Here is a 22,718-nt window from a genome sequence, read left to right as displayed (position 1 = left end):
TAATCATTATAGCCTGAATATTTTCCTATTCTCTGATTATTTGTTTGGGGGTATTGTATGGATCGCGTTGCTATATACCTACGCAAATCCCGAGCAGACCTAGAAGCAGAATCCCGAGGTGAAGGGGAAACCCTCGCAAAACACAAAAAAGCATTACTGAAGGTTGCAAAGCATTTGAACCTAAACATCATCAGAATACGCGAAGAAATCGTCTCTGGGGAAAGTCTCCTCTACCGTCCAGAAATGCAAGAGCTTTTAAAAGAAGTTGAAGCTCATCAATACGATGCTGTACTGGTGATGGATATGGATCGTCTGGGACGTGGTAATATGCAGGAGCAAGGACTGATTCTTGAGACATTCCGTCAATCTAAAACCAAAATCATTACCCCCCGAAAAACCTATGACCTAGAGGATGAATGGGACGAAGAATATAGCGAATTTGAAGCGTTTATGGCTCGAAAAGAGCTTAAAATCATTAATCGTCGGCTACAAGGTGGACGCATTCGCTCTATTGAAGATGGTAACTATATAGGCACACGCCCACCATATGGATATCTGATTGAAAAGAAGGGGAAAGAACGATACCTCATCCCTCATCCTGAGCAAGCACCTGTTGTGAAAATGATCTTCGAATGGTATGCACACGACGACTACCAACAACGACTGGGAACAAGTAATATCGCTAATCACCTAAACGAGCTTGGCTACCGAACCTATACAGAAAAACCTTGGACGGCTGCTTCAATTCTGGTAATTATAAAAAACGCTGTCTACATAGGTCGTGTACAATGGAAAAAAACAAGCTACAGAAAATCCACAGATGTAACTAAAAAAAGTGAAAAGAAACTCCGACCGCCAGAAGAATGGATTGATGCAAAGGGTAAGCATGAGCCTTTAGTTTCGGAAGAGTTATTTCATAAAGCCCAGAAAATTTTAAAGAAGAAATACCATGTCCCCTATCAATTAGTAAACGGTATTACGAACCCATTTGCTGGCGTTATCAAATGTGCTCTGTGCGGGTCATCTATGGTTTACCGTCCATATGGTGATAATGCGGCACATTTGAAATGCTATAACAAGCTTTGCAAAAATAAAAGTAGTCGTTTTGATTATGTGGAAAACGCCATAATAAAAAATTTGAAGAAATGGCTAAAACAATACAAAGCGAACTGGGATGCATATAAAGAGCCTGAAACAAGTACTAGCTCCATCGAACTGAAAGAATTTACACTAAAAAGCCTTTCACGTGAAATAGAGGAATTAGAAAATCAAAAATCTAAGTTACATGATTTTTTAGAGCGCGGCATCTATGACGAAAAAACATACCTGGATAGATCACAAAACGTAGCAACACGCATAGATGCAACAAAAGCAGCTATTAAAAAAGCAAAAGAAGAATTATGTGTGGAAATACAAAGAGACCAAGCACAGCATGACATAATTCCAAAGGTTGAAACTGTAATAGATCTGTATGAAAAAACAGATGACTCTGCCGAAAAGAATCATCTGATAAAATCAATCCTTGATAAAGTGATATATCGGAAGGAAAAGTATCAACGAAACGACCAGTTTGAAATAACCCTTCACCCTAAATTACCCCAATAAAAAAATGACACTTAGATGGATAACGTCTAAGTGTCATTTCATTTCCCTCTTTATCCATTCCAATCGGATCGTGCAGAGATACATCTTTTTTGGTTTTCTTCAGACTACGTAGGTGCATCAGGATTTCGATTTCAAAGTCATTAGTAATGCGTGGTTAGAATGTATAAATTTCTACGCTGTCATCGTATACCCTTACTTCACGAACGATGTGACGAATAATTTCCTGTTTGTCTTCAAAGGTAAGCTTCTCACGTCTTTTATTCAGATAATATTCGACCGCTTCTCGAAATTGGCTCTGGCTGTACTTGCTTCTTTCCTGATGCTGAACAGATTCTTTTAGAACTGTTAGTTTCTTTGTTAATTCCTCTTCTCTTTCCCTCAGCTCACGAATAGATTGTCGAATCTCTTCCTGGGATATACCCAGGTCTTGGGAAAATAAAGTAAGCAGTCGTTTTTTTCCATACCTAGCCTTTACGATTTCCGTTTCCATTCTAGATATTTCAACTTCTTCCAATGAAATACTTCTATTCTCCTGCATCGCTTCACTTGCTGCTGCAATTTCATTCGGTTGGTCCAGCCAGGTCATAATTGTTCTCCATACCTCGTTCTCCAGATTCTCAGCTATTATTTTTCTACCACAACCAGAATTTTTCGCACCTGAAAAGTTTTTTAGATCTGTATATTCAAGTATGGACTTCCCCCAGTTTTTTGCTCTTCTACCTGTCATCGTATTCTCGCAAATTCCGCAGCGTACTAACCCACTTAAAAGATACCGATTATTACTCTCCTTCGCCCATCTACGCCGTGATTCTTTCATTAATCGTTGTGCGTGTTCATACGTTTCTTTCTTTATAATCGCTGGGCAGGCGACTTGTATCCATTCCTCTTTCGGGCGTTCTCTCATTGGGACACGTTCCTCTGGAGCCTTATGCTTATTACCGAGCATTCCCTCCGTATTCCAACGATTTTGATAAAACTCACCGATATACGCTCGATTTTGAAGGATCTGTCGCACTACTTGCCGATGCCAGACATCAGCCCCACGTTTCGTCGGTATGTTCTTTTTTGTAAGGTAATGGGCAATTCCATTAATTCCCTTCACGAGATCGTTCGGTTTAGTAAACAAATCGAATATAAATCTCACAATTTGCGCTTCGTTTTCATTGACAATCATCTGTTCATGTTCTTTATCAAAGGCGTATCCATATACTTGAAAATCTCGCAATACTTTACCCTGCCGAGCTTTTTGTCTACGACCTCGGCTCATGCGTTCTGTTATTTTTGCTTTCTCAAATTCCGCGATTGCACCGCGCATGCTGTAAAACAGATTACCCTCGGGAGTTTTAGCATATTCACCATTAACAAAGACCAATTCCACACCGAGCTTATCTAGCTCATCTGTAATAATAAGTTGGTTCATAAGTTTACGCGAAAGTCGATCCGGGTCTAAGCATACGATTTTTTTAATGAGTCCAGCTCGCGCATCCTGACGCATTTTCATCAATGCAGGCCGATCGAGGAATTCCCCTGAAATTCCTTCGTCCACATATTCTAAAACTTCATCCGTTTTTGCTTTTCTTCGGCATTCGGCTATCTGGTCTTTCAAGCTGAACCCCTTCCTGGCTTGCTCCTCCGTACTCACCCTCGCATATACTCCGACCATCTAACCTCTCCTTTCTGTATTTTTCTTCCAGATAAGCATAGCAGGATAGTCGTATCTCGATAGTAGATTCACCTTCAATCAATTTGATATGCATCTATGCATCCCCCCCATAGAGGTTATGCGGGTTCTGCTTGTCTGCTTTCGAAAAAATGATTTTTTGCCAGCAAACGGTTTCGTCATTCGGATATTTGAATATTAGAGTTTTTTGTTGTTTATTCGTGATAATATTATTTTAAATCTAATGCGTATGAAGAAAGGAAAGAATCATTATGTTTGTTTTAATGAAAAACGATATAACGAAAATAGATATAGAAAAAGAGATTATGAATTCTAATATTGAATATAATGTCATTGCTCATGATAAAGAGCTATTAGAAAGTAAGGATATTTTCGAAGAACACCTTGAGGCTCAAAAGCTACATCTTGAACGATACCTGGTAAAAAAAGAGGGAGAGTATATAGGCATCCTGGATTATGGAATGTCTAGTCCTCGTGCAAAAAAGCCATGGCTCAGTCTACTTGTCATACACCATAAATATCAAGGTTACGGGTACGCCAAAAAAATATATATGACATATGAAAACATAATGAAAAACAAACAAGTACAGTGTATTCAAATAGCTGTTCATGCTACTAACAAAAAAGCATTACATTTCTGGACCTCTCTAGGCTATAGACATTATGATGAAAGAACTTATAAGGATAAAGAGTTTTATAGCTTGGAGAAACATTTGGACTAGCCACTAGTATATAAGTGGCGGGTTATAGATGACTGTAGGCTCAATTAGGATACTCCCTCTCCCTCTAACTTTTTGCTCTTCTTCAATACTTTTCAATCCTAGCAGGTTTTTTTATACCCTTTTACCTGTCGATACATCTCATAATCACATAAACAAGCGCATTTCCATGAAGGTTCGTCCAATCACTTTTCACTATTTTTGCTTAATATAGAGTATAAACGGATGGAGGTGGAGTGCATGTGTTGTTTCCGTAGACGTCGCTGTGGGTGCTTTAGACGCCGCCGTCGTTGTTGTCGTCGTCGCTTCTTCTGTTAGATCTAATCCGATACCGTCCAATATGCTACACGGGCGGTATCATTTTTCATGATTCAAATGGAACACTAGGGTAATTTCGGTAGGTCATTAATTTGTTACATAAAGGGTGATTCACTGCTTTTTATGGAGGGAATTAAAGGAAAGGTTGTCAATATGAGAAGACTATGGCAGTATATAAGGATATAAGAAACTCCCTATATTTTTTTGTGAAATTTCAAGTTCGTTACTATTTCTTCGGAGTTGTAAAACGGAAATTGAACATAATTCTTATATATTCAATTAGCATGAAACGGATGGAGGAAATGAATAATGTTAGATTTGCCAAATTGCCCAAAGTGTAATTCAGAATACACGTATCAAGATGGAAGTCTTTTTATTTGCCCTGAGTGTGCTCACGAGTGGTCTTTAGAATTAGAATCTGATAATAATGAGGATAAAAGAATTATCAAAGATGCAAATGGAAATGTCTTAAACGATGGAGATACTGTAACAGTAATCAAAGACCTTAAAGTAACAGGAAGCTCTTCAGTCGTAAAAATAGGTACAAAAGTAAAAAATATACGCTTGGTTGATGGCGATCATGATATTGATTGTAAAATTGATGGTTTTGGAGCTATGAAATTAAAATCTCAATTTGTTAAAAAGGCATAACGATCGTTTACTACAATTGCCGAATCGTTACCCCATACCTTATAAAAGCCGTGGGTGCTTTTGGCACCTACAACCGATACATAGCCTCTTCCACAAAGGAGAGCTCATTATTTTGGAAGAAGTGACCGTAAGAGCTAGGAAGCTCAGAGACGGTTGCTTCTTTTTAGTAAACACAGTTTTAGCACATTAGCGCGATCAGCAGTGTCCATGCATGTAATACTGTTCTATCTCACCTTTCATTCCTGATTGACTAATGACATTAGAATATCATTTTCAATGCATCTTGCTGCATAGGTAGCAAGTTTCGTTCCTTTATTCACCTGGTAACTTTCAATGGCTTTAATTAGTCCGATGGTACCAATAGAGATCAAATCCTCGCTGTCCTCGCCGGTGTTTTCGAATTTTTTGACGATGTGCGCCACCAATCGCAAATTATGCTCAATTAATTTATTTCGAGCGATGGGGTCTCCCGTTGCCATTAATTTAAGATACTTCTCTTCTTCTACCTCGGGCAGCGGTTGTGGAAACGCATTGTTTTTCACGTACGCCACAAACATAACCAATTCCTTAAACAGTAGCGAAAGCGCCACGAAGACACTTGACAAGTCTGCCACCTCCCCTTCAGTCTGCTCCTCTCCCTATCCATATGTAGGCAATTGCCTATACGTGCCTGTACAGAGCGAAAACCAATAAAATCCTGAAATAAAATCAACAGCTCTTAAAATAGTAAGCTAAAGGCACGCTCATAACAAAAAATACCCGACTGTATCTTTATTATATGAATGTAAACTTAGCAATAAAAAAACCAGCTAATAAGCTGGCGAATACGAATGTAATCTATATGTTAGGAAAATCTAACAATTCCTAATGTATTTAAGAACACAAGAATAATTAAGAAAGGTAGCACATATCTCACCAGTATAAACCAAATCCCAAAGAAGCTTGTTGCCAGCTTGGAACCTCGAACGAATTCAGCTTGTAACAGCTCTCGTTTCATTTTCATAGAAACAAACAGAGAGATAAGCAGGGCTCCTAATGGTAACAACATATTACTAACTAGATAATCTGCTGCCTCGAAAATGCTTTTGCCAAAAATAAGCTTATCTGACCAAATTCCAAATGACAAACAGGATGGTATTCCTAGCACAAAGACTCCCATTCCTGCTATCCAAGAATAACGTCGACGTTTGCTTGGATCTTTTCGCGTAAGCGAAGCTACAGTAATCTCTAAAAGAGAAAAAGCAGATGTAATTGTGGCAAAAAAGAAGAGTGCCAAAAAACAAGCTAGAAAGAATCCCCCTAAAGGTATTTGGCTAAATACAGCAGGTAACACATGAAAAAGTAATCCCGGTCCCTGTGTTGGTGTAAATCCAAGTGCGAATACAGCTGGAAAAATCGCTAACCCTGCCAGCAAAGATATGAGCAAATTCAAACTTACGATCGAAACCGCTGATCGTGTCAAGCTTACCGATTTATCCAGATAGGACGTATAGGTAGCCATGGCAGATGCCCCAAGACTTAGTGCAAAAAATGATTGTCCCATCGCAGCCAAAATGGTGGAGGATTCAATTTTGCTCACATCTGGTTTTAAAAAGAAAACAATTCCTTCCCATGCGCCAGGTAACGTTAAAGCTCGCCCCATAAGTACGATAAACAAAACAAATAAAGCAGGAAACATATATTTATTGGCTTTTTCAATACCATTTTGGACGCCACGAGAAATGATGATGATAGTTAATACGATAAAAATAAATTGGGCGATCAACGCTATATAAGGCTCTGAAATGACTTGCCCAAATAACTGCTCGTAATTCATATTTGGATGGCTTAGATTTCCAGTCACCGCCATACCCAAATAAAGTAATATCCAGCCACCTACTACACTATAAAAGGAGAATAATAAAAAGCAGGTGATGACACCCATGATACCTAAGAAGTACCATTTCGTTCCTGGAGCTAATTCCCGATAAGCAGACACCGCTTCCTTGCCTGTACTACGACCAATAACAAATTCACAAAGTAACAGTGGTAAGCCAATCAGTAGAGTAAAGAAGAGAAATAGTAAAAAGAAGATTCCTCCCCCACTTGTTCCTGCTACATATGGAAATTTCCAAATTGCTCCTAATCCGATAGCCGATCCTGCTGCTGCTAAAATAAATCCAATTCGCGATGTCCATTGTTCCGACTGATGACTCATACTATACTCCGCTCCTGACTTTTCTCTGCTACATTCTTTGGGACCTCTCTAAAAGCCCCCCCTAAACTTTATATTATACCTGATTTTCTTCCAAATCCAAAGTACTTTACGAGTATACTTTCGTTTTTGAAAAGGAGATCATAATTATTATTTGTAAAAAAAGACGACAGGTTACTTCTCTGTCGTCTGTCGTCTTCCTCATGATTTCCAAACCATATTTACCTATCTGACTACTATGATTAGTTATCTACAATCCTCTAGTCTTTTCCTGTTTAGAATTCTTCCCTATTGTAAAAGTGTAATAGGCTATATCCTTCTGACTGCTCTTAACCTTTTCTCACTTTAAAATGTTCAACTGCTGTCTGTAAATCTTTTGCGGTTCGATTCACTTCACTTGCAGAAGCAGCAACCTCTTCAATGGCAGCTAATTGTTGCTGAGAGGAAGATGCCACATTTTGTGTATATTGCGTAGCTCCCTGAGCAATTTGTGATAACTGCTCGATGGTTGCCGTGACCTCCTCTGTACTAGCTGACATCTCTTCAGAGGAAGCGGACACTTCTTCAATTTGGCCCGTAATGTTTTGAATGGAAGAAACAATTCTTTCAAAAGCTTGTCCAGCCTGTTCAACAGCTCCCACCGTTTCTACTACTTCTCTTTCTCCTTTCGTCATGGAATCCATTGCTTGTTGCGTACCTTCCTGAATACCTTGTACCAGCAATCTGATTTGATCCGATGATTCTTTTGATTGCTCAGCTAGTTTACGCACTTCATTGGCTACGACAGCAAAGCCTTTTCCATTTTCACCTGCACGTGCCGCTTCAATCGCTGCATTTAATGCAAGTAGATTGGTTTGATTAGAGATCGTAGTAATAGCACCCGTAATATGTCCAATTTCAGTAGAAACTTCATTTAAAATATTAATAACCACTACAGCTTCATTTACGGTCTGACTTAACGCTCTGATTTGTCCGATCGTATTTTGAATCACTATATTCCCTTGCTCAGCTTCTTTTGTTGCTTCTCCAGCTACCTCTGCTACTTGAGAAGCAGATTCCGCAATACGCTGAATTCCTGTTGCCATTTCTTCCATTGAACGTACACTTTCCAGAGCCCCTTGCATCTGGGTTTCTGAACCCGCTGCTACCTGCTGAATGTCTGCAGAAATTTGCGTCGTGGCTTGCGTTGTCTGTTCAGCGTGGACAAAGAGATTTTCTGAAGAATCAACCATACTTGCTGTTGTTCGATCAATCCCCTTCACAACCTCTTCAATGCTACATAACATCGTATTAAAGTTCTCTGCTAATACCCCTATCTCATCCTTAGAAGTTACTGGTACACGAACAGTGAGATCTCCTTGTGCAGTCTGTAAAGATAGGTCAGATACACCTTTAATGCGTTTCAATGTGTGCCGAATGGCATAGATACTACCACCAAGTAAAAGACCGCCCATACATAAACTTATCAATACAGGAAATTGTAAGCTTTGCAAAAGATCCTTTTGCATCAGATCATAATCAAAGTTAATGGCTAGTACAGCTGAAACTTGATCGGAACGATTCTTAATTGTGGTAAATACCGTTAAAATCTGTCTGTCTTCAGTAATAAAGGTTTTTGAAATACTTTCTCCCTTGTCCAATGCTGTTTGATACGCCATAAGCTGTGATGGATTAAGGTCGATAACAGTATTAGGCTTAACGCCCGCCTCTACAAGCTTATCACTTGCTAAAATAACTTTAAGCTGACTCTTTTGATCTGTTTCAATAAGGTCTGGAGCAAATAGATATCCATCTGTTATATATTCCGCTTTTAGTGAATTGTCCAACTTATTGGACAGACTTATAAAGACGTTGGTGTAACCCGAATAGGTGTTTGAATCGTCAGCAAGCAGACGTTTAACAGCATCTATTTCTGAAGATAATGTCTCGAGCTGGGTATCGACTGTTTTTGAAATCGCTGCAATTACTTGAATAAACATCTGTTTCTGACGATCGTATGACAAGACAATAGAAACCGAGGCAAATAAAAGAATGATGACGGAGATGAAAGCTATCGCACGAAACGAAAGGCTTCTGTGATTCAAATGGTATCGCCCCCCACAATTTTCAGTGATTTGAACAGACTTATGCATTATCTATATCGTCAATATACACCAAAAAATTTAGGCCTAATTACTTACTAACTGTAAAAAAAACGGGATTATACCTTTTCACATAAAAGAACAGTGTAATTTTTCCTGTTATTCTTCTGTTTTTTTGTTTTTCAGCTATAGTCACTTGACCAATACACGTCCTCCCATCTTCTCACATATACTGGCAAGATAGTTATCACTTCCGTCATTTTTGGAAAGGAGGTCTTGGGATGTCAACCTTATATCTTACAGAAACCGCATGGTCCCAGATTCAAAGAGCGGTTGGAGAATATCCTGATTTGGAAACAGGTGGGGTTCTTTTAGGTTATCAGCAAGATGCTACTAGTTGGATTATTACATTTGCTAGTGAGCCTGGTCCTAATGCATTACGGATGGAACATTCCATTTTATTTGATGATCCTTATCTTCGCCGTATCATTAGGCGTAAAACACGACCAAATAGTAAAATACAGTACATTGGCGATTGGCACAGTCATACAATGCCGCGTCTTACGCCTAGTCGAACCGACAAAAATACGTTCGTTCAAAAAAGCAATAAAAATGAATATCGTTCCAATTCCCCTATCATGTTGATCGTCGGATTAAACCGACAGGAACAGCTAATGGCTCGCGCTTATTTCTTAGACAGAGGAATTCGTTCTTTTTCTAAGATCGAAGTTCAAACGTCGCAAGCCGCTCGATAGCTAATTTAAATGCTTGAGTCGCTTTGCTCGCCGCTGATATCTGTTGGTTTTTAGCTACCACTACAATAGCGTATCGAGGACTATTAGCGGGAGCAAATCCAGCAAACCACTGATGCACCTTAGGCTCTCCTTTATATAAGACCTGTGCGGTTCCGCTTTTACCAGCGACAGATAACGGCAGGTCTTTCAAGGAGCTGCCCGTACCTTCTCGGACAACCTGTTGTAGAAAACGCGAAAGCTTTTGAGAAGTAACCTTGTCCACTCCTACCCCAGCTAGCTCATTCTCCGGAAACTCATAAAAGCGACTTCCATTCCGGTATTCAATTTCTGAGACGAGGCGAGCTTCCTTTGCTTTACCACCTCTAGCAATCATAGCCATCATATTTGCTGTCTGTAGAGGAGAAACCTGTACATCGCGCTGACCAATCGCTGTCTGAATGAGAACACCCTCATCATTTGGCGATACTCCTTTAGCAAACACTTGACCTTTCTCTTCTCCATCTAGCTGCTTAAAATTTTCCATTTTATATAATTGGTCAACCTGCCACCCAACTTGGTTGGCTAGCCCCATTTTCTCCGCTTGTTTCAAAATTCGTTCTCCACCTAAACGCTTGGCGATCTCAGCAAAAGTAATATTACATGACTCCGCAAAGGCTTCCAGCATAGTTAAGTGTCCATGACCTTCTTTTTTCCAGCAGGAGAATCCATATTTTCCATAGCTGCCTTCACAGGTAAAGGTTTCTCTAGGAGATACAACCCCATCCTCTAGTGCAGCGGCAGCTACGACTGTTTTATAAACCGATCCTGGTGAAATCTGAATTAATGCTTGATTTTTCCATTTCCCTTCTTCCACATTCACCTTCGTTGGGTCAAATTTTGGACGAGAAGCCATTGCCAGGATATCACTATTTTTCACATCAAGCACCACGACCGCCCCATCTTCTATTCCCGCCATATCCATTGCTTGTTCCATATATGATTGGATTTGGTGATCCACTGTTGTTTTCACGGTCAATGGATAAAAGGCATTATCCTCTATAGAAAATCTTGTATCCAATCCACTTAAGGGATTTCCTTGACCATCTACATAATAAGAAAGGATAGATGGTTGCATTCCTTGCAAAAAACGATCAAACGTTCGTTCTAGTCCAGAAGATCCAATCGGGGTATCGGCCATCATTTTTCCATTTCGTAAATCATCTGCATATAATTGCGCAATTCGCTCAGGATTTTGACTTACATACCCGATCACTTGTTTAGCAATACCTGTTGGAGCATACCGTTCCGTCATTGCTACAGATAAGATGCCTGGGATTTTTAAATCATTAATTTGCTTCATCTGTTTTTCATTTAATTCAATGATATTTCCAGCGAAGTCACGCAAAGGTGCCGGGTTTTTTCCTTTCTGAATCATTTTCATGATTTCAGACTCCCTACTTTGCACAATCTCCGCTACTTTTCTGATCTTCTCATTTACCTCTGTATTACCACGAGCCAATGGAAAAATAATGAGTGCATTTTTTTCTACTCCCGTAAGCGGTTCTCCATGACGATCTGTGATTTCACCTCGTCCACTATTTAATGTAATGGCCTGCTGTCTTTGCCGAACCGCCGCTTTAACCAAATCAATATTATGAGGGGAAAAAGAATGGGCTGCTGCTACCTGAATCCACCAAAGCCTCACTAATAATCCCCCGAACAGTAAACTGATAATTAGTAGGATAAGAAAGCTTCTCCGCTTATTAAGCGCTTGCAGATCCATTTTCTTTCTCACCTCCTTCACTGTTTCTCCCCAGTATTTCCCTCTAGCCACCTTTTCAAACCAAAAAGACCCACACCATGTAAGCTGGTATGAGTCTTTTGTAATCATTTATTAGCTATGTCTATTCAAAAAAACATTGGTTCTTATCATGTAAGATGTTGTGTATTTTTGTGGAGAGCAGATCAAGTGCTACCTTGTTATAGCCACCCTCTGGAATAATGATATTTGCATAGCGCTTTGTGGGTTCGATAAATTGCAAATGCATGGGACGAACAACATTTAAGTACTGTTGAACAACACTGTCTAAACTGCGTCCGCGCTCCTCAATATCACGCTGAATACGCCTCACGATACGAACGTCGGCGTCTGTATCAACAAACACCTTAATATCCATCATGTCGCGAATACGTTGGTCTTCTAAGATCAACATACCTTCAAGGATAATAACATCGGCTGGCTGGACATTAACCGTCATTGCCGCTCTAGTATGCTCCTTAAAATCATATTGCGGTTTTTCGATTGCTCGATAGTTGAGTAGCTCATGGAGGTGTGTTAGCAATAGATCATTATCAAAAGCAAAAGGATGGTCGTAATTTGTTTTTACACGCTCATCCATTGTCATGTAGCTTTGATCCTTATAATAAGAATCCTGCTCAATCATCAAGACACTCTCGTCTTTAAACTGGCGGTATAATTCTCTTGCAACGGTGGTTTTACCGGACCCGCTTCCCCCGGCTACCCCAATCAGTACGGGGCGACCCATTCTATAGCTCCTTCCTCATCATGTCATAAGGTTTCACCGGTTGGTTTACCTTCATTTTGACCAATGACATTGGATGACGTGCTGCATCTAATGTTTCATCAGTGACATGGTGCCAAATTTGTTCTACTTGTTGTGCAAAGAATGTATCTGGTCCAAAGAATTCTACCTTCGAGCCCACTTTAAAGTGGTTGCGCACTTGAACAGTTGCAATACTTGTAGCAGGATCATAGTCCATAACCAATCCGGCAAAATCGTAAGGGATCGGATGATCTGGTTCACCAAAGATTTGTTCTTGTGTGCTTGGGCTTCCGTAAAAGAATCCAGTAGACAGCGTACGTGGCGCAGCCTTGTACACTTCGTCGATCCATTCTTGTTTGATCTTGAAGTTTTTCGGATTTTCAAAGTAAGAATCAATCGCCATGCGATAAGCACGAGAAACGGTTGCTACATAATGGATAGACTTCATCCGGCCTTCCACTTTTAGGGAATCGACACCTGCGTCAATCATATCTGCAATATATGGTAACATGCTTAAATCCTTGGGAGACATCGTATATTGCTCGTCTCCTTCAGCAAACAATGTCTTGGCACCGTTTTTCTCTGCCTCTTCAAAGTTAAATCCATCTTCAAATAGATCATATTTCCAACGACAGGATTGTGCACACCCTCCACGGTTAGAATCACGCATCGCCATATGATTAGACAATACACATCGACCGGAATAAGCAATACACATCGCGCCGTGAATAAACGCTTCAATTTCTACATCAACATGAGATTTTATATCATAAATTTCTTTCATGGAAACTTCACGTGCTAGAACGACACGAGAAATTCCTTCATCTTTCCAGAACTGAACGGAACGCCAGTTCGTTGTAGAAGCCTGAGTGCTCAAATGCACTTCAATTTTTGGAGCCGCCTTCTTACATGCCTGAATCAATGCAGGGTCTGCTACAATAACAGCATCAATGCCAATATTTTGTAGTTCTTGATAATACTCCGCCATGCCACCTAAATCTTCGTTGTGGGCAATAATATTGGTCGCTACAAACACTTTAGCTCCGTGAGCATGGGCAAATTTAACCCCTTCACGCATTTCATCATAGGAGAAGTTATCAGCATTGGCACGCAAGCTGTACACTTGACCACCGATATATACGGCGTCTGCTCCATAACGAATTGCAAACTGTAATTTTTCTAGGTTACCTGCTGGAGCTAGTAACTCAGGCTTAGCAATCACCGATTTTAATCCTGTTTGATTTGGGGTTATAATCGTGCTCAAGATGATTCACCTCTCATTTCAATTTACGCAAGTCTTCTTTACCCGTTTATGCATGGTAAGGAATTGGTGGTTTATAATAAAATCCAGTGTTCAAAGGTCGATTTTTTGGTTGCAGGGCTTCGATTTTCTCAAGAAACTCAGCTGCTTTATCACGATATTGTTCTACATCAGATACGCACAAATCTAGAGCTTCACGATATAGCTTGGTCACTGCAATTAAATACTCAGAGGTATGCAGCAATCCTTCGATTTTCAAACTGTCCAATTCACCATTCACAAAATCCTCAAGACCATCAATCATACAGATATCTTCCGCACTGATAATATGAGTTCCATGGAGATCTTCATATACAGGATAGCTAATATTGCGGCGTTTTTCTTCCTTCACGTACATGCCGCGATCCATACTGGTATCTTCCTGTTCCATATCACGTCCCTGATGACCAAAATAAGCCGATACAAGATCACGTTTGGATTGGAAAATGCAAGTTGGACCATGTACTTGCGTTTGAATCTCGCATTTTGCTTCTTGTTGATTTTCAAGGGTCTCATCTATGGTCAATTCACGTGCCAATACAGCACGGCTTGCCCCTTTTTCTGCCCAATAATTAATTGTATCGTAACTTGTGGATAGCATTTCCATACTCCAGTGTAGCTTTAGCTTGGAAGCCACTTGTTTAGCAGCTACCAACACAGCCGGATCACCAAATACTACAGCATCTGCTCCCACTGTTTCCAAATGAATGAGAAAATCGTCTAATCCATCTAATTCTTCATTGTGCAATAACGAATTTATATTGATGTACACCTTAGCACCCTTACTATGTGCCAAGCGAATCGCTTCGTCTATTTCTTCAACGGTAAAATCTCCTGCATTGCGTAGTCCATAGCGTGCTTCTCCAATGCTTAGAGCATCCGCACCAGCCTCAATTAACGGCAGAACATCAGCTAATTTTTTTACCGCAACCAATAGTTCAGGCTTTTTCACGCACTGCCCTCTCCTCTCGTCTGCTTTACACTAATCGCAATCCCATCCCCTATAGGTACAATGGATGTTTCTAGTTGGGGGTGTCCCATTAGATGCTTGTTAAATCCATCAATCTTCTCGACCATTTTCTTTTGCCGTTTTCCTGCCGCTTGCGGATCAGTAACAAGACCACGGTATAAGACATTGTCCGTAATTACTAGACCCCCTTCTTTTAACAAAGGAAGGTATAATTGTAAAAAGGTGAGATATTGTCCCTTAGCAGCGTCAATAAACAAACAATCAAACTCATATGAACCTGCTAAACCCTTTGTCGCGTCGCCCTCTATCAGTTCAATTCGATCTTCTAGGCCAGCTTCTTTAAACGTAGCACGTGCGCGGGTGATTCGCTCTTCGTCTAGTTCCATTGTTACTATTTTTGCCGTAGGAGCAGCCTCAGCCAACCAGGTTGTTGAGTAACCAATGGCTGTACCTACTTCCAAGATGCTTTTGGGTCTTTTGATTAACAGTAAGGTACGTAAGAATTGTGCCCCAGTCAACTGAATGATAGGGATATTCTCTTCATGTGCCTCCTGCTCTAGTCGCGTTAATAGCGGGGAGCGCTGTGGAATAAGATCTTTTAAATAATTATCTATCGCAGGGTTCGTAATCATGTGGAAGGTCCCCCGTTCTCTTTCAACCAGATAGTATACATTTTGGTATAGAATCTGTCATAAGCTAATTCACAACCGTTCTATTATAACACATTTCACCAAAACAGCCACTATCGTTTTGTTACCAACTTCCTTGACTTTGAGCATTTTTAGAAACATGCTCTGCAAATGTCTTGGAGAAGTAATGCTCCTGTGTCCCGTCCTTTTTCGTCACAAAGAAGAAGTATTCGTTTTTTTGTGGATTCACGACCGACTCAAGCGACGCTCTACCAGGACTCGCAATCGGTCCAGGAGGCAGTCCCTCATGAATATAGGTGTTATATGGACTAGCTATCTTTAAATCTTCAAATGTAATGCGATCACGTTGCTTACCTAAGACGAACTGTACAGTGGCACATGATTGTAATTTCCAGCTATCACGTATTCGGTTATAAAAAATTCCAGCTACAATTGACCGTTCGTGGTCCACCACCACTTCACGTTCTACAATTGCAGCCAAATTAACCGCTTCATCTATTGTTAACTTGTGCTTCTTTATTTGTTCGGTCCATTCTGGCTTCCACTCTTTTTGAAACTGTCCCAGCATTTTGGCGATAATCTCATGCTCACTTGCTCCCTTACGAACCTCATAGGTTTCTGGAAACAAATATCCCTCTAACCGATATTTTCGCCCTTCTTTCTTGGGAATAGACGAGACAAACGGAAATTCAGGGAAATCTCCCTCGTTTATTTCATGTATAAAAATATCTTTCTCAATTAACCCTTTTTTAGCAAGCGCATCTGCAATCTGGCTTACGTTCCAGCCCTCTGGTATGGTAAAGCGAGCCACTTCTGCTTGAGTTCCCTCGCTCAACATATTGATCAATTGTTCGATGGTTACTTGTTGATCAATTTGATAGGTTCCTGCTTTCAGATCACCAGCTACTCCTTGATAGCGAACATAATACGAGAATAAAGTGGCATTTTTAATAATACCATTCTTCTCTAGCAGTGTAGCTATTTGCTTGACGCTAGAACCTGGAGGGATATCTACTTCGGTAGTAGCTGTAATGGCATTTGGTTGCAACTGTTGATATACATAAGAGGTCCCCACGCCGCCTACTATTAGGACAAGCAATGTGAACCATAGCAAGCCTTTTACTATAAACCCACCGCTTTGTTTCTTTCGCGATCGGGATTGATTCCTTAGCAAATCCTGTCTTTCTTCACTATCTTTTGCCAAACTCACACACTCCTCCTCACATTACATCGCCATTCATTATACAAAAAGATCGTATATCTTGCACGTTTTGATAACGATTCTTGTTGTTTGTCTATCCGTTTTTTCCATTATTTTTTATATCTTCAAAAACTCGCCTTACTAAATGGGCTTGACAAAGAGTGTCATCATCCAACTGCTCAATCTCTGTTAAACGAAACCATCTTGCTTCGATGATTTTTGTTCCATCTATCTGAATGCTACCTCCACTCACAGTCGCTGTAAAAACATTGCACACCACTTGTTCTTTCGTTGCATCTACAAATTGATAGATACCTGCTAGACCGATTAAATCTACTTGTAGAGCCGTTTTTTCAGATACTTCGCGCACAGCAGCATCCATAATTTTTTCTCCTGCTTGTACTACTCCTGATGGGATATTCCATAAACCTCCGCATTCTTTGCTTTCTTCTCGAATCAGTAAAAATTGATCTTCTTGTACTATTACCGTACTTACCATTTTCGTCGCCATAAGCTCCCTCTTCCATCCTTGATTTAAAAAAAGCATGAGCTACTGAAGAAAAGTCATCATCCTTGTGATGCCCTTTTCTCCAGTTGACCCATGCTCTGTTCTTCCTACGTGATCAAATACTAGCTCTCTTCGCTTTCCAATTCGTCGATCAATGTTTCAAAGGTAGCTTCTACAGCGTCCCATTCAGCATCATCTTCAATAGGCTCAAGAATGTCGCTTCCATCATAACGCAAGAAGTGAACTTCATACTCTTCGTTATCTTCCTGATCAACTGGAACTAAAACTAGATAATTGCGATCTTCCACTTCTAGGATGTACATGATGCGGAAATCACGGGTAGCCGAATCGTCTTCCCCTTCCTCCACCAATGCGATCACGTCGCCTACTTCATAGTCATTTTTCATGTCTTCACTCATTGTTTTCACCTCGAATTAGCATCCAAATACCCCTGAAGGATGAGTACGGCTGCCATTTTATCAATCACTTTCTTTCGCTTTTGGCGACTCACATCAGCCGAGATTAACATTTTCTCCGCTGCCATCGTCGTCAATCGCTCATCCCAGAGATGAACGGGTAACCCTGTCCGCTCCTTCAGTTGCTCAGCAAAAGCTTGACAGTATTCACCCTTGGGGCCAATCGTGCCGTTCATATTCTTCGGCAGACCAACCACCATTGCTTGTACTTGGTACGTCGCAATCCATTCTTCGATACGCCCAAAATCATTTTCTTTGGACGAGCGTCTAATCGTTTCGATTCCTTGAGCGGTCCAACCTAACTCGTCGCTTACAGCGACGCCTATGGTCTTTTCACCCAAATCCAATCCAAGTATTCGCATAATTATCTCCTATGAAGTTATGAACCTTTTGGTGACAAGTAAGCTTTCACCATTTCTTCAATTAGCTTGTCGCGTTCAATTTTACCAATTAAACTGCGAGCATTGTTATGGCGAGGAATAAATGCAGGATCTCCTGATAATAGATATCCTACAATCTGCGTAATTGGATTATAGCCTTTTTCTTGTAGAGCGCTATATACTTCTTCCAAAGTAGCACGTACTTCAGCTTCACTTGCTTCCTTTGGAGCGCTAAACTTCATGGTATTGTCCATAGACATAGCCTAACACCTCGCTTTATTTAAAAATGAGCCTATTATAAGCATAATGAGTAACTCATTTTTAGGGTTTATCCGAAAGGCAAAGGATTCACCCGCACAGCGAATGAATCCAGTTCACCTTGTTACTCTATATTGTAGACGTTTTACCTATTGATTTGCAACCGCTTGTCCTTCTACTACACTTGCAACAATAGAAAGTGCTTCGCCTAATTTAGCAGGTTCCTTCCCACCAGCCTGTGCCATATCAGGGCGACCACCACCGCCACCGCCACAACGGGTAGCGACTTCCTTGACAATTTTACCAGCATGGAATCCTTGGCCCATCAGGTCTTTGGTTACACCAGCTACAATGTTTACCTTATCGCCTTCTACAGAACCAAGGACAATAATTGCAGAGCCTAATTTATTTTTCAGCTCATCCACCATACCACGTAGGTTATCCATATCCGTTGCGGATACTTGAGTAGCCAAGAGTTTTACACCATTGATTTCTTGCACCTGATCCGTGAGAGTCCCTGCCTCAATATTACCCAATTTCGTACGTAGTGATTCAGCTTCGCGTTGTGTCTCTTTTAATTGAGCCAACACGCCCTCTACACGAGTAGGAGTCTCATGCAACTGTGGCGATTTGACCGCTTGTGCCACTTCTTTAAGTGTAGTTAACTGTTGATTTAAATACTGATAAGCACCGCGACCTGTCACTGCTTCAATACGGCGTGTACCGGCACCGATACCGCTCTCGCTCAAAATTTTAAATAGACCGATCTCAGCTGTGTTCCCTACATGGCAACCACCGCACAGCTCGATGCTATAGCCTTCAACATTAACTACACGCACAACGTCCCCATACTTCTCGCCGAATAGTGCCATCGCGCCCATTTCTTTTGCCTCAGCAATCTTCATGTTCGTAATGTTAACAGGTAAATTACTCCAAATTTGTTCATTCACGATTTGTTCGATACGCTCAAGCTCTTCTGCTGTAATGGAACTAATATGTGTAAAGTCAAAGCGAAGTCGCTCAGGAGATACCAAAGAACCTGCTTGATTTACATGTGTTCCTAGAACGTCTTTTAGAGCTTGATGCAACAAGTGCGTGGCTGTATGGTTTTTAATCGTAGCGTTACGTCCTTGTTGGTCTACCTCAGCCGCAACCTGATCACCTACATGCAATGTACCCGCTTCAATTAGTACTTGATGTACATTTTGACCATGAGGCCCTTTTTGTACATCTAATACGCGTGCTTTCACAGTATCTGCAGTCAAAGTACCCTCGTCATTAATCTGCCCGCCACTCTCAGCGTAGAAAGGTGTGCGATCTAGGACCACTTGGCAGGTAACACCCTCTTGAGCTTCGTTTACAAGTTGATTATTAACAATAATGGCCTCTACTTTAGCATCCGCAAACAATGTTGTATAACCGATAAATTCACTTGCTACTGTTAATTCCGACAATGCTCCACCTTGCGTCTGCATGCTGTCTACATCTTGACGAGCAGCTCGAGCGCGTTCACGTTGCTCTTCCATTGCTTGTTCGAAACCATCGCGGTCAACAGATAGACCATGCTCCATAGCAAAATCCTCTGTCAAGTCAATCGGGAAGCCATATGTGTCATACAACTTGAAGGTATCCGGACCACTTAGCTGGTTGCCACCAGATGCCTTTGTTACTTTTACCATACCTTCTAAAATGGACAGACCTTCTTCCAATGTTTCATGGAAACGTTCTTCCTCAGCACGAATTACACGTTCGATAAAGTCACGTTTTTGTACCACTTCTGGGTAAAACTCTCCCATCATATCGCCAACTGTTTTGGTCAGTGTGTACAAGAACGGCTTCTGAATGCCTAGCATTTTACCCATACGTACAGCACGGCGAAGCAGACGACGTAATACATAACCACGACCTTCATTAGATGGTAGGGCCCCATCTCCAATAGCAAAAGTAACCGTACGCACATGATCTGCAATTACTTTTAACGCTACATCCAACTCATCATTGGTTTTATAAGACACACCTGAAATTTTGCTAGTCTGTTCGATTAGCGGGAACAACAGGTCTGTTTCATAGTTGTTATCTACATTTTGGATGACAGAAACCATGCGCTCCAAGCCCATACCTGTATCAATATTTTTCTTAGGTAATGGGGTATAAGTACCATCAGGATTATGATTAAATTGGGAGAATACTAGATTCCATACTTCCAAATAACGCTCATTCTCTCCACCTGGATACAATTCTGGATCGCTTGGGTCATTACCAAATGATTCACCGCGATCATAGAAAATCTCAGTGTTAGGACCGCTCGGACCTTCTCCGATATCCCAGAAGTTACCCTCTAAACGAATGATACGCTCTTCTGGTACACCAATTTCTTTATTCCAAATCTCAAATGCTTCATCATCTTCAGGATGGATTGTAACAGACAATTTCTCTGGGTCAAAACCAATCCATTCAGGACTTGTCAAGAACTCCCACGCCCAATGAATGGATTCAACTTTGAAATAATCCCCAATGGAGAAATTACCTAGCATTTCAAAGAAGGTATGATGACGTGCTGTACGTCCTACGTTTTCAATATCGTTTGTACGAATGGATTTTTGTGCATTTGTTATGCGTGGGTTATCAGGAATAATACGGCCATCAAAATATTTCTTTAGCGTAGCTACCCCACTGTTAATCCACAACAAAGATGGGTCATCCACCGGTACCAAAGATGCACTTGGTTCAATACGATGTCCTTTACTCACAAAGAAATCCAAATACATTTGACGAACCTGATTACCTGTCAACTTCTTCATGCTGTTTGCCTCCTTTATTTTTCAACACGAGGTAATGACCTACTTCTGTTATTTACTCGGCCCACCATCGTTTTTGTATGCATTTGCTGACTTCAGACAAATAAAAAAAGCCCTCATCCCCTCAGGGACGAGAGCTATTGTCTCGCGGTACCACCCTGCTTACAGAACTCTCATTCTTCACACACAAGAACCGTGCTTGACTACGAGAGAAACTGTCGCTTTCATGACCATAACGGGGTCCTGCCGCCGGTTTTTTTCCGGTCTTCGGAGTAGCCTTCGGTTGTCCTTCTTTTGGAAGCTCTTTCAGCCGGGGAGCGTCCTCTCTTTGAAAAGGGTGCAACCTACTCGTTCCATCAACGATCTAGTCGCTATATAATTGATTACATTGAATAACGTTTCAACGTCATTATAGTGTTTTTTTCTAAGTAATGTCAACTTTGAGTTCGAATCAAAATCATGCGCTGAATAATCACTTTCAGTACTGCAAGTACAGGTATCGCCAGGATCATCCCGACCACTCCAGCTATCGCTTCTCCGGCAAGCAAAGCAAAAATAATCGTGAGGGGATGAAGATGGAGTGTTTTTCCCACAATATTTGGCGAAATGATATTACCCTCAATGATTTGTATTGCTAAGTTTATCCCTATAACAAACAAGGCTTGTTTTGTAGAAATGGTAAGGGCAATCAACAACGCCGGAACAGCCCCAATCAAGGGTCCAATAAAAGGAATAATGTTGGTCAAAGCCACAAAGCAAGCTAGTACAAAAGGATAGGGCATCTTAATTGCCCAATATCCAATAAAAATCAGCACTCCTACTATAAGAGACACAACCATTTGTCCGTGAATATATTTTCCCAACGAATCATTAATATCTCGCAACGCTACTTGTGTTTGGCGGCGGAACTTACGAGGTACCCATAAAATAAGACCTCGATGAATTTCTTTCATATCTTTTAGTAGATAAAAAGCAATAAAAGGAACAACCGCATATCCCAACACCTTTCCAAGCGTTTTTTTTGCACCATCAACAAACGAAGAAATATCCCGTGACATTTTTTCCTGCGATTGAATGATAGCTCGATCTACACCATGCTGAACGCTATCTGGCAAAAAGTATTTATGAGCCTCCCACTCTTGCATCCATGTCTCGTACCAGTTTGTTAAACGTGGCAGATCGTCTGAGAGTTCTATCAGTTGTTTAGTAAAAATAGGAATAGCATTCATCACAGTAATGACCACTAGTAGTACAAACCCCAAATAAATCAAAAGGAGAGCGGTCAAGCGCGGTACCTTCCTTTTTTCTAAACTTGTAACAACAGGATGAAGTAGATAGGCAATAATTAGTCCCACAATAAATGGAATGGTCACCTCTTCAATCAAAAAATATAGAGGTTTCAATGCAGGTCGAAGTAACACGAATAGATTGGCTATAATAAGCAATAAGATAATAGATACAGCAATATGATAAAAACGATAACGTTTTTGTTGTGGTGTTGGTTGTTTTGTCAGTTGCTCCATGGCATATCCCCCATATCTAAAAACTCCTTTTGGTAGGATGTGCGAAAAAGAGAGGAAAGATGCGGAAAAGCTAGTTATTTGAATCCAAAAAACAAAGCAACCTGTTC

General features: G+C 40.7%; 20 protein-coding genes and 1 pseudogene. 4 read left to right on the top strand and 17 right to left on the bottom strand.

Translation table 11 applies throughout. From position 1 onward, the window contains the following. Positions 1 to 57: 57 nt before the first annotated feature. Positions 58 to 1,605: a recombinase family protein gene (locus ACQV1I_RS07260; RefSeq protein WP_116333201.1), complete on the top strand. Its 1,548-nt coding sequence runs from the start codon at positions 58 to 60 to the stop codon at positions 1,603 to 1,605. A 154-nt stretch (positions 1,606 to 1,759) separates the two neighbouring features. On the opposite strand, the gene ACQV1I_RS07255 is transcribed toward ACQV1I_RS07260, so the two are convergent. Further along, the gene (locus ACQV1I_RS07255; RefSeq protein ID WP_236645690.1) at positions 1,760 to 3,211 is read right to left on the bottom strand and encodes a recombinase family protein; all 1,452 of its coding nucleotides are present in this window, start codon (positions 3,209 to 3,211) and stop codon (positions 1,760 to 1,762) included. Next, positions 3,165 to 3,362 (bottom strand): hypothetical protein, encoded by a 198-nt coding sequence (locus ACQV1I_RS07250; RefSeq protein ID WP_236645689.1) that lies wholly within the window; start codon positions 3,360 to 3,362, stop codon positions 3,165 to 3,167. Before ACQV1I_RS07250 ends, ACQV1I_RS07255 begins: the two co-directional genes overlap by 47 nt. Positions 3,363 to 3,537: 175 nt before the next feature. Here ACQV1I_RS07250 and ACQV1I_RS07245 point away from each other — a divergent pair, with 175 nt between their 5' ends. Both ACQV1I_RS07245 and ACQV1I_RS07240 read left to right on the top strand, forming a co-directional pair. Further along, on the top strand, positions 3,538 to 4,008 hold the full coding sequence (locus ACQV1I_RS07245; RefSeq protein ID WP_116333200.1) for a GNAT family N-acetyltransferase: 471 nt from the start codon (positions 3,538 to 3,540) through the stop codon (positions 4,006 to 4,008). Positions 4,009 to 4,632: 624 nt separating this feature from the next. Further along, positions 4,633 to 4,974, top strand: coding sequence for a zinc ribbon domain-containing protein YjdM (locus ACQV1I_RS07240; protein WP_018672180.1), 342 nt, complete (start codon positions 4,633 to 4,635; stop codon positions 4,972 to 4,974). 251 nt (positions 4,975 to 5,225) lie between these two features. Here the strand turns inward: ACQV1I_RS07240 and ACQV1I_RS07235 are convergent. The 3 genes and pseudogenes from ACQV1I_RS07235 to ACQV1I_RS07225 form a co-directional block, all read right to left on the bottom strand. Beyond that, positions 5,226 to 5,579, bottom strand: a pseudogene (locus tag ACQV1I_RS07235) (sigma-70 family RNA polymerase sigma factor); the annotation flags it as partial. Between the two features lie 239 nt (positions 5,580 to 5,818). Next, on the bottom strand, positions 5,819 to 7,171 hold the full coding sequence (locus ACQV1I_RS07230) for a sodium-dependent transporter (protein WP_116333199.1): 1,353 nt from the start codon (positions 7,169 to 7,171) through the stop codon (positions 5,819 to 5,821). A 326-nt stretch (positions 7,172 to 7,497) separates the two neighbouring features. Further along, on the bottom strand, positions 7,498 to 9,252 hold the full coding sequence (locus ACQV1I_RS07225; protein WP_116333198.1) for a methyl-accepting chemotaxis protein: 1,755 nt from the start codon (positions 9,250 to 9,252) through the stop codon (positions 7,498 to 7,500). A 278-nt stretch (positions 9,253 to 9,530) separates the two neighbouring features. Here ACQV1I_RS07225 and ACQV1I_RS07220 point away from each other — a divergent pair, with 278 nt between their 5' ends. Then, positions 9,531 to 10,004 (top strand): Mov34/MPN/PAD-1 family protein, encoded by a 474-nt coding sequence (locus tag ACQV1I_RS07220; protein ID WP_094700256.1) that lies wholly within the window; start codon positions 9,531 to 9,533, stop codon positions 10,002 to 10,004. On the opposite strand, the gene ACQV1I_RS07215 is transcribed toward ACQV1I_RS07220, so the two are convergent. From ACQV1I_RS07215 to ACQV1I_RS07160, 12 genes are all read right to left on the bottom strand, one after another. Next, complete coding sequence (locus ACQV1I_RS07215) at positions 9,967 to 11,766, bottom strand: peptidoglycan D,D-transpeptidase FtsI family protein (protein WP_094700255.1); 1,800 nt, start codon at positions 11,764 to 11,766, stop codon at positions 9,967 to 9,969. The two genes, ACQV1I_RS07220 and ACQV1I_RS07215, sit on opposite strands and share 38 nt — an antisense overlap. A 121-nt stretch (positions 11,767 to 11,887) precedes the next feature. Then, the gene (gene udk / locus ACQV1I_RS07210; protein WP_018672186.1) at positions 11,888 to 12,529 is read right to left on the bottom strand and encodes a uridine kinase; all 642 of its coding nucleotides are present in this window, start codon (positions 12,527 to 12,529) and stop codon (positions 11,888 to 11,890) included. A gap of 1 nt (position 12,530) precedes the next feature. Further along, on the bottom strand, positions 12,531 to 13,811 hold the full coding sequence (locus ACQV1I_RS07205; protein ID WP_018672187.1) for a peptidase U32 family protein: 1,281 nt from the start codon (positions 13,809 to 13,811) through the stop codon (positions 12,531 to 12,533). A 46-nt stretch (positions 13,812 to 13,857) separates the two neighbouring features. Next, positions 13,858 to 14,799, bottom strand: a complete 942-nt coding sequence (locus ACQV1I_RS07200) for a peptidase U32 family protein (RefSeq protein ID WP_094700254.1) — start codon at positions 14,797 to 14,799, stop codon at positions 13,858 to 13,860. After that, positions 14,796 to 15,449: an O-methyltransferase gene (locus ACQV1I_RS07195; RefSeq protein ID WP_094700253.1), complete on the bottom strand. Its 654-nt coding sequence runs from the start codon at positions 15,447 to 15,449 to the stop codon at positions 14,796 to 14,798. The genes ACQV1I_RS07200 and ACQV1I_RS07195 overlap by 4 nt, the downstream gene beginning before the upstream one ends. 121 nt (positions 15,450 to 15,570) lie before the next feature. Beyond that, positions 15,571 to 16,677, bottom strand: coding sequence for an endolytic transglycosylase MltG (gene mltG / locus ACQV1I_RS07190; RefSeq protein ID WP_116333197.1), 1,107 nt, complete (start codon positions 16,675 to 16,677; stop codon positions 15,571 to 15,573). Positions 16,678 to 16,762: 85 nt separating this feature from the next. After that, complete coding sequence (locus tag ACQV1I_RS07185; RefSeq protein ID WP_116333196.1) at positions 16,763 to 17,179, bottom strand: NUDIX hydrolase; 417 nt, start codon at positions 17,177 to 17,179, stop codon at positions 16,763 to 16,765. 119 nt (positions 17,180 to 17,298) lie between these two features. After that, positions 17,299 to 17,595 carry a DUF1292 domain-containing protein gene (locus ACQV1I_RS07180; RefSeq protein WP_018672192.1) on the bottom strand — a complete coding sequence of 99 codons (297 nt, stop codon included), beginning with the start codon at positions 17,593 to 17,595 and terminating at the stop codon, positions 17,299 to 17,301. 5 nt (positions 17,596 to 17,600) lie between these two features. Beyond that, entirely contained in the window at positions 17,601 to 18,014 is a 414-nt protein-coding gene (ruvX, locus tag ACQV1I_RS07175; RefSeq protein ID WP_116333195.1) for a Holliday junction resolvase RuvX, read from the bottom strand. A 17-nt stretch (positions 18,015 to 18,031) separates the two neighbouring features. Then, positions 18,032 to 18,292 (bottom strand): IreB family regulatory phosphoprotein, encoded by a 261-nt coding sequence (locus ACQV1I_RS07170; RefSeq protein ID WP_003338316.1) that lies wholly within the window; start codon positions 18,290 to 18,292, stop codon positions 18,032 to 18,034. A 147-nt stretch (positions 18,293 to 18,439) separates the two neighbouring features. Beyond that, a complete protein-coding gene (alaS, locus tag ACQV1I_RS07165; protein ID WP_116333194.1) occupies positions 18,440 to 21,091 on the bottom strand; it encodes an alanine--tRNA ligase in 2,652 nt (883 codons plus the stop codon). A 431-nt stretch (positions 21,092 to 21,522) separates the two neighbouring features. Beyond that, the gene (locus ACQV1I_RS07160; RefSeq protein WP_094700248.1) at positions 21,523 to 22,611 is read right to left on the bottom strand and encodes an AI-2E family transporter; all 1,089 of its coding nucleotides are present in this window, start codon (positions 22,609 to 22,611) and stop codon (positions 21,523 to 21,525) included. Positions 22,612 to 22,718 lie beyond the last annotated feature (107 nt).

It is taken from the genome of Brevibacillus sp. JB24b (assembly GCF_051713385.1).
GTDB lineage: Bacteria > Bacillota > Bacilli > Brevibacillales > Brevibacillaceae > Brevibacillus_B > Brevibacillus_B laterosporus.
The sequence above is the reverse complement of the archived record's forward strand: the minus strand, read 5'-3'. Positions and strand labels throughout refer to the sequence as shown.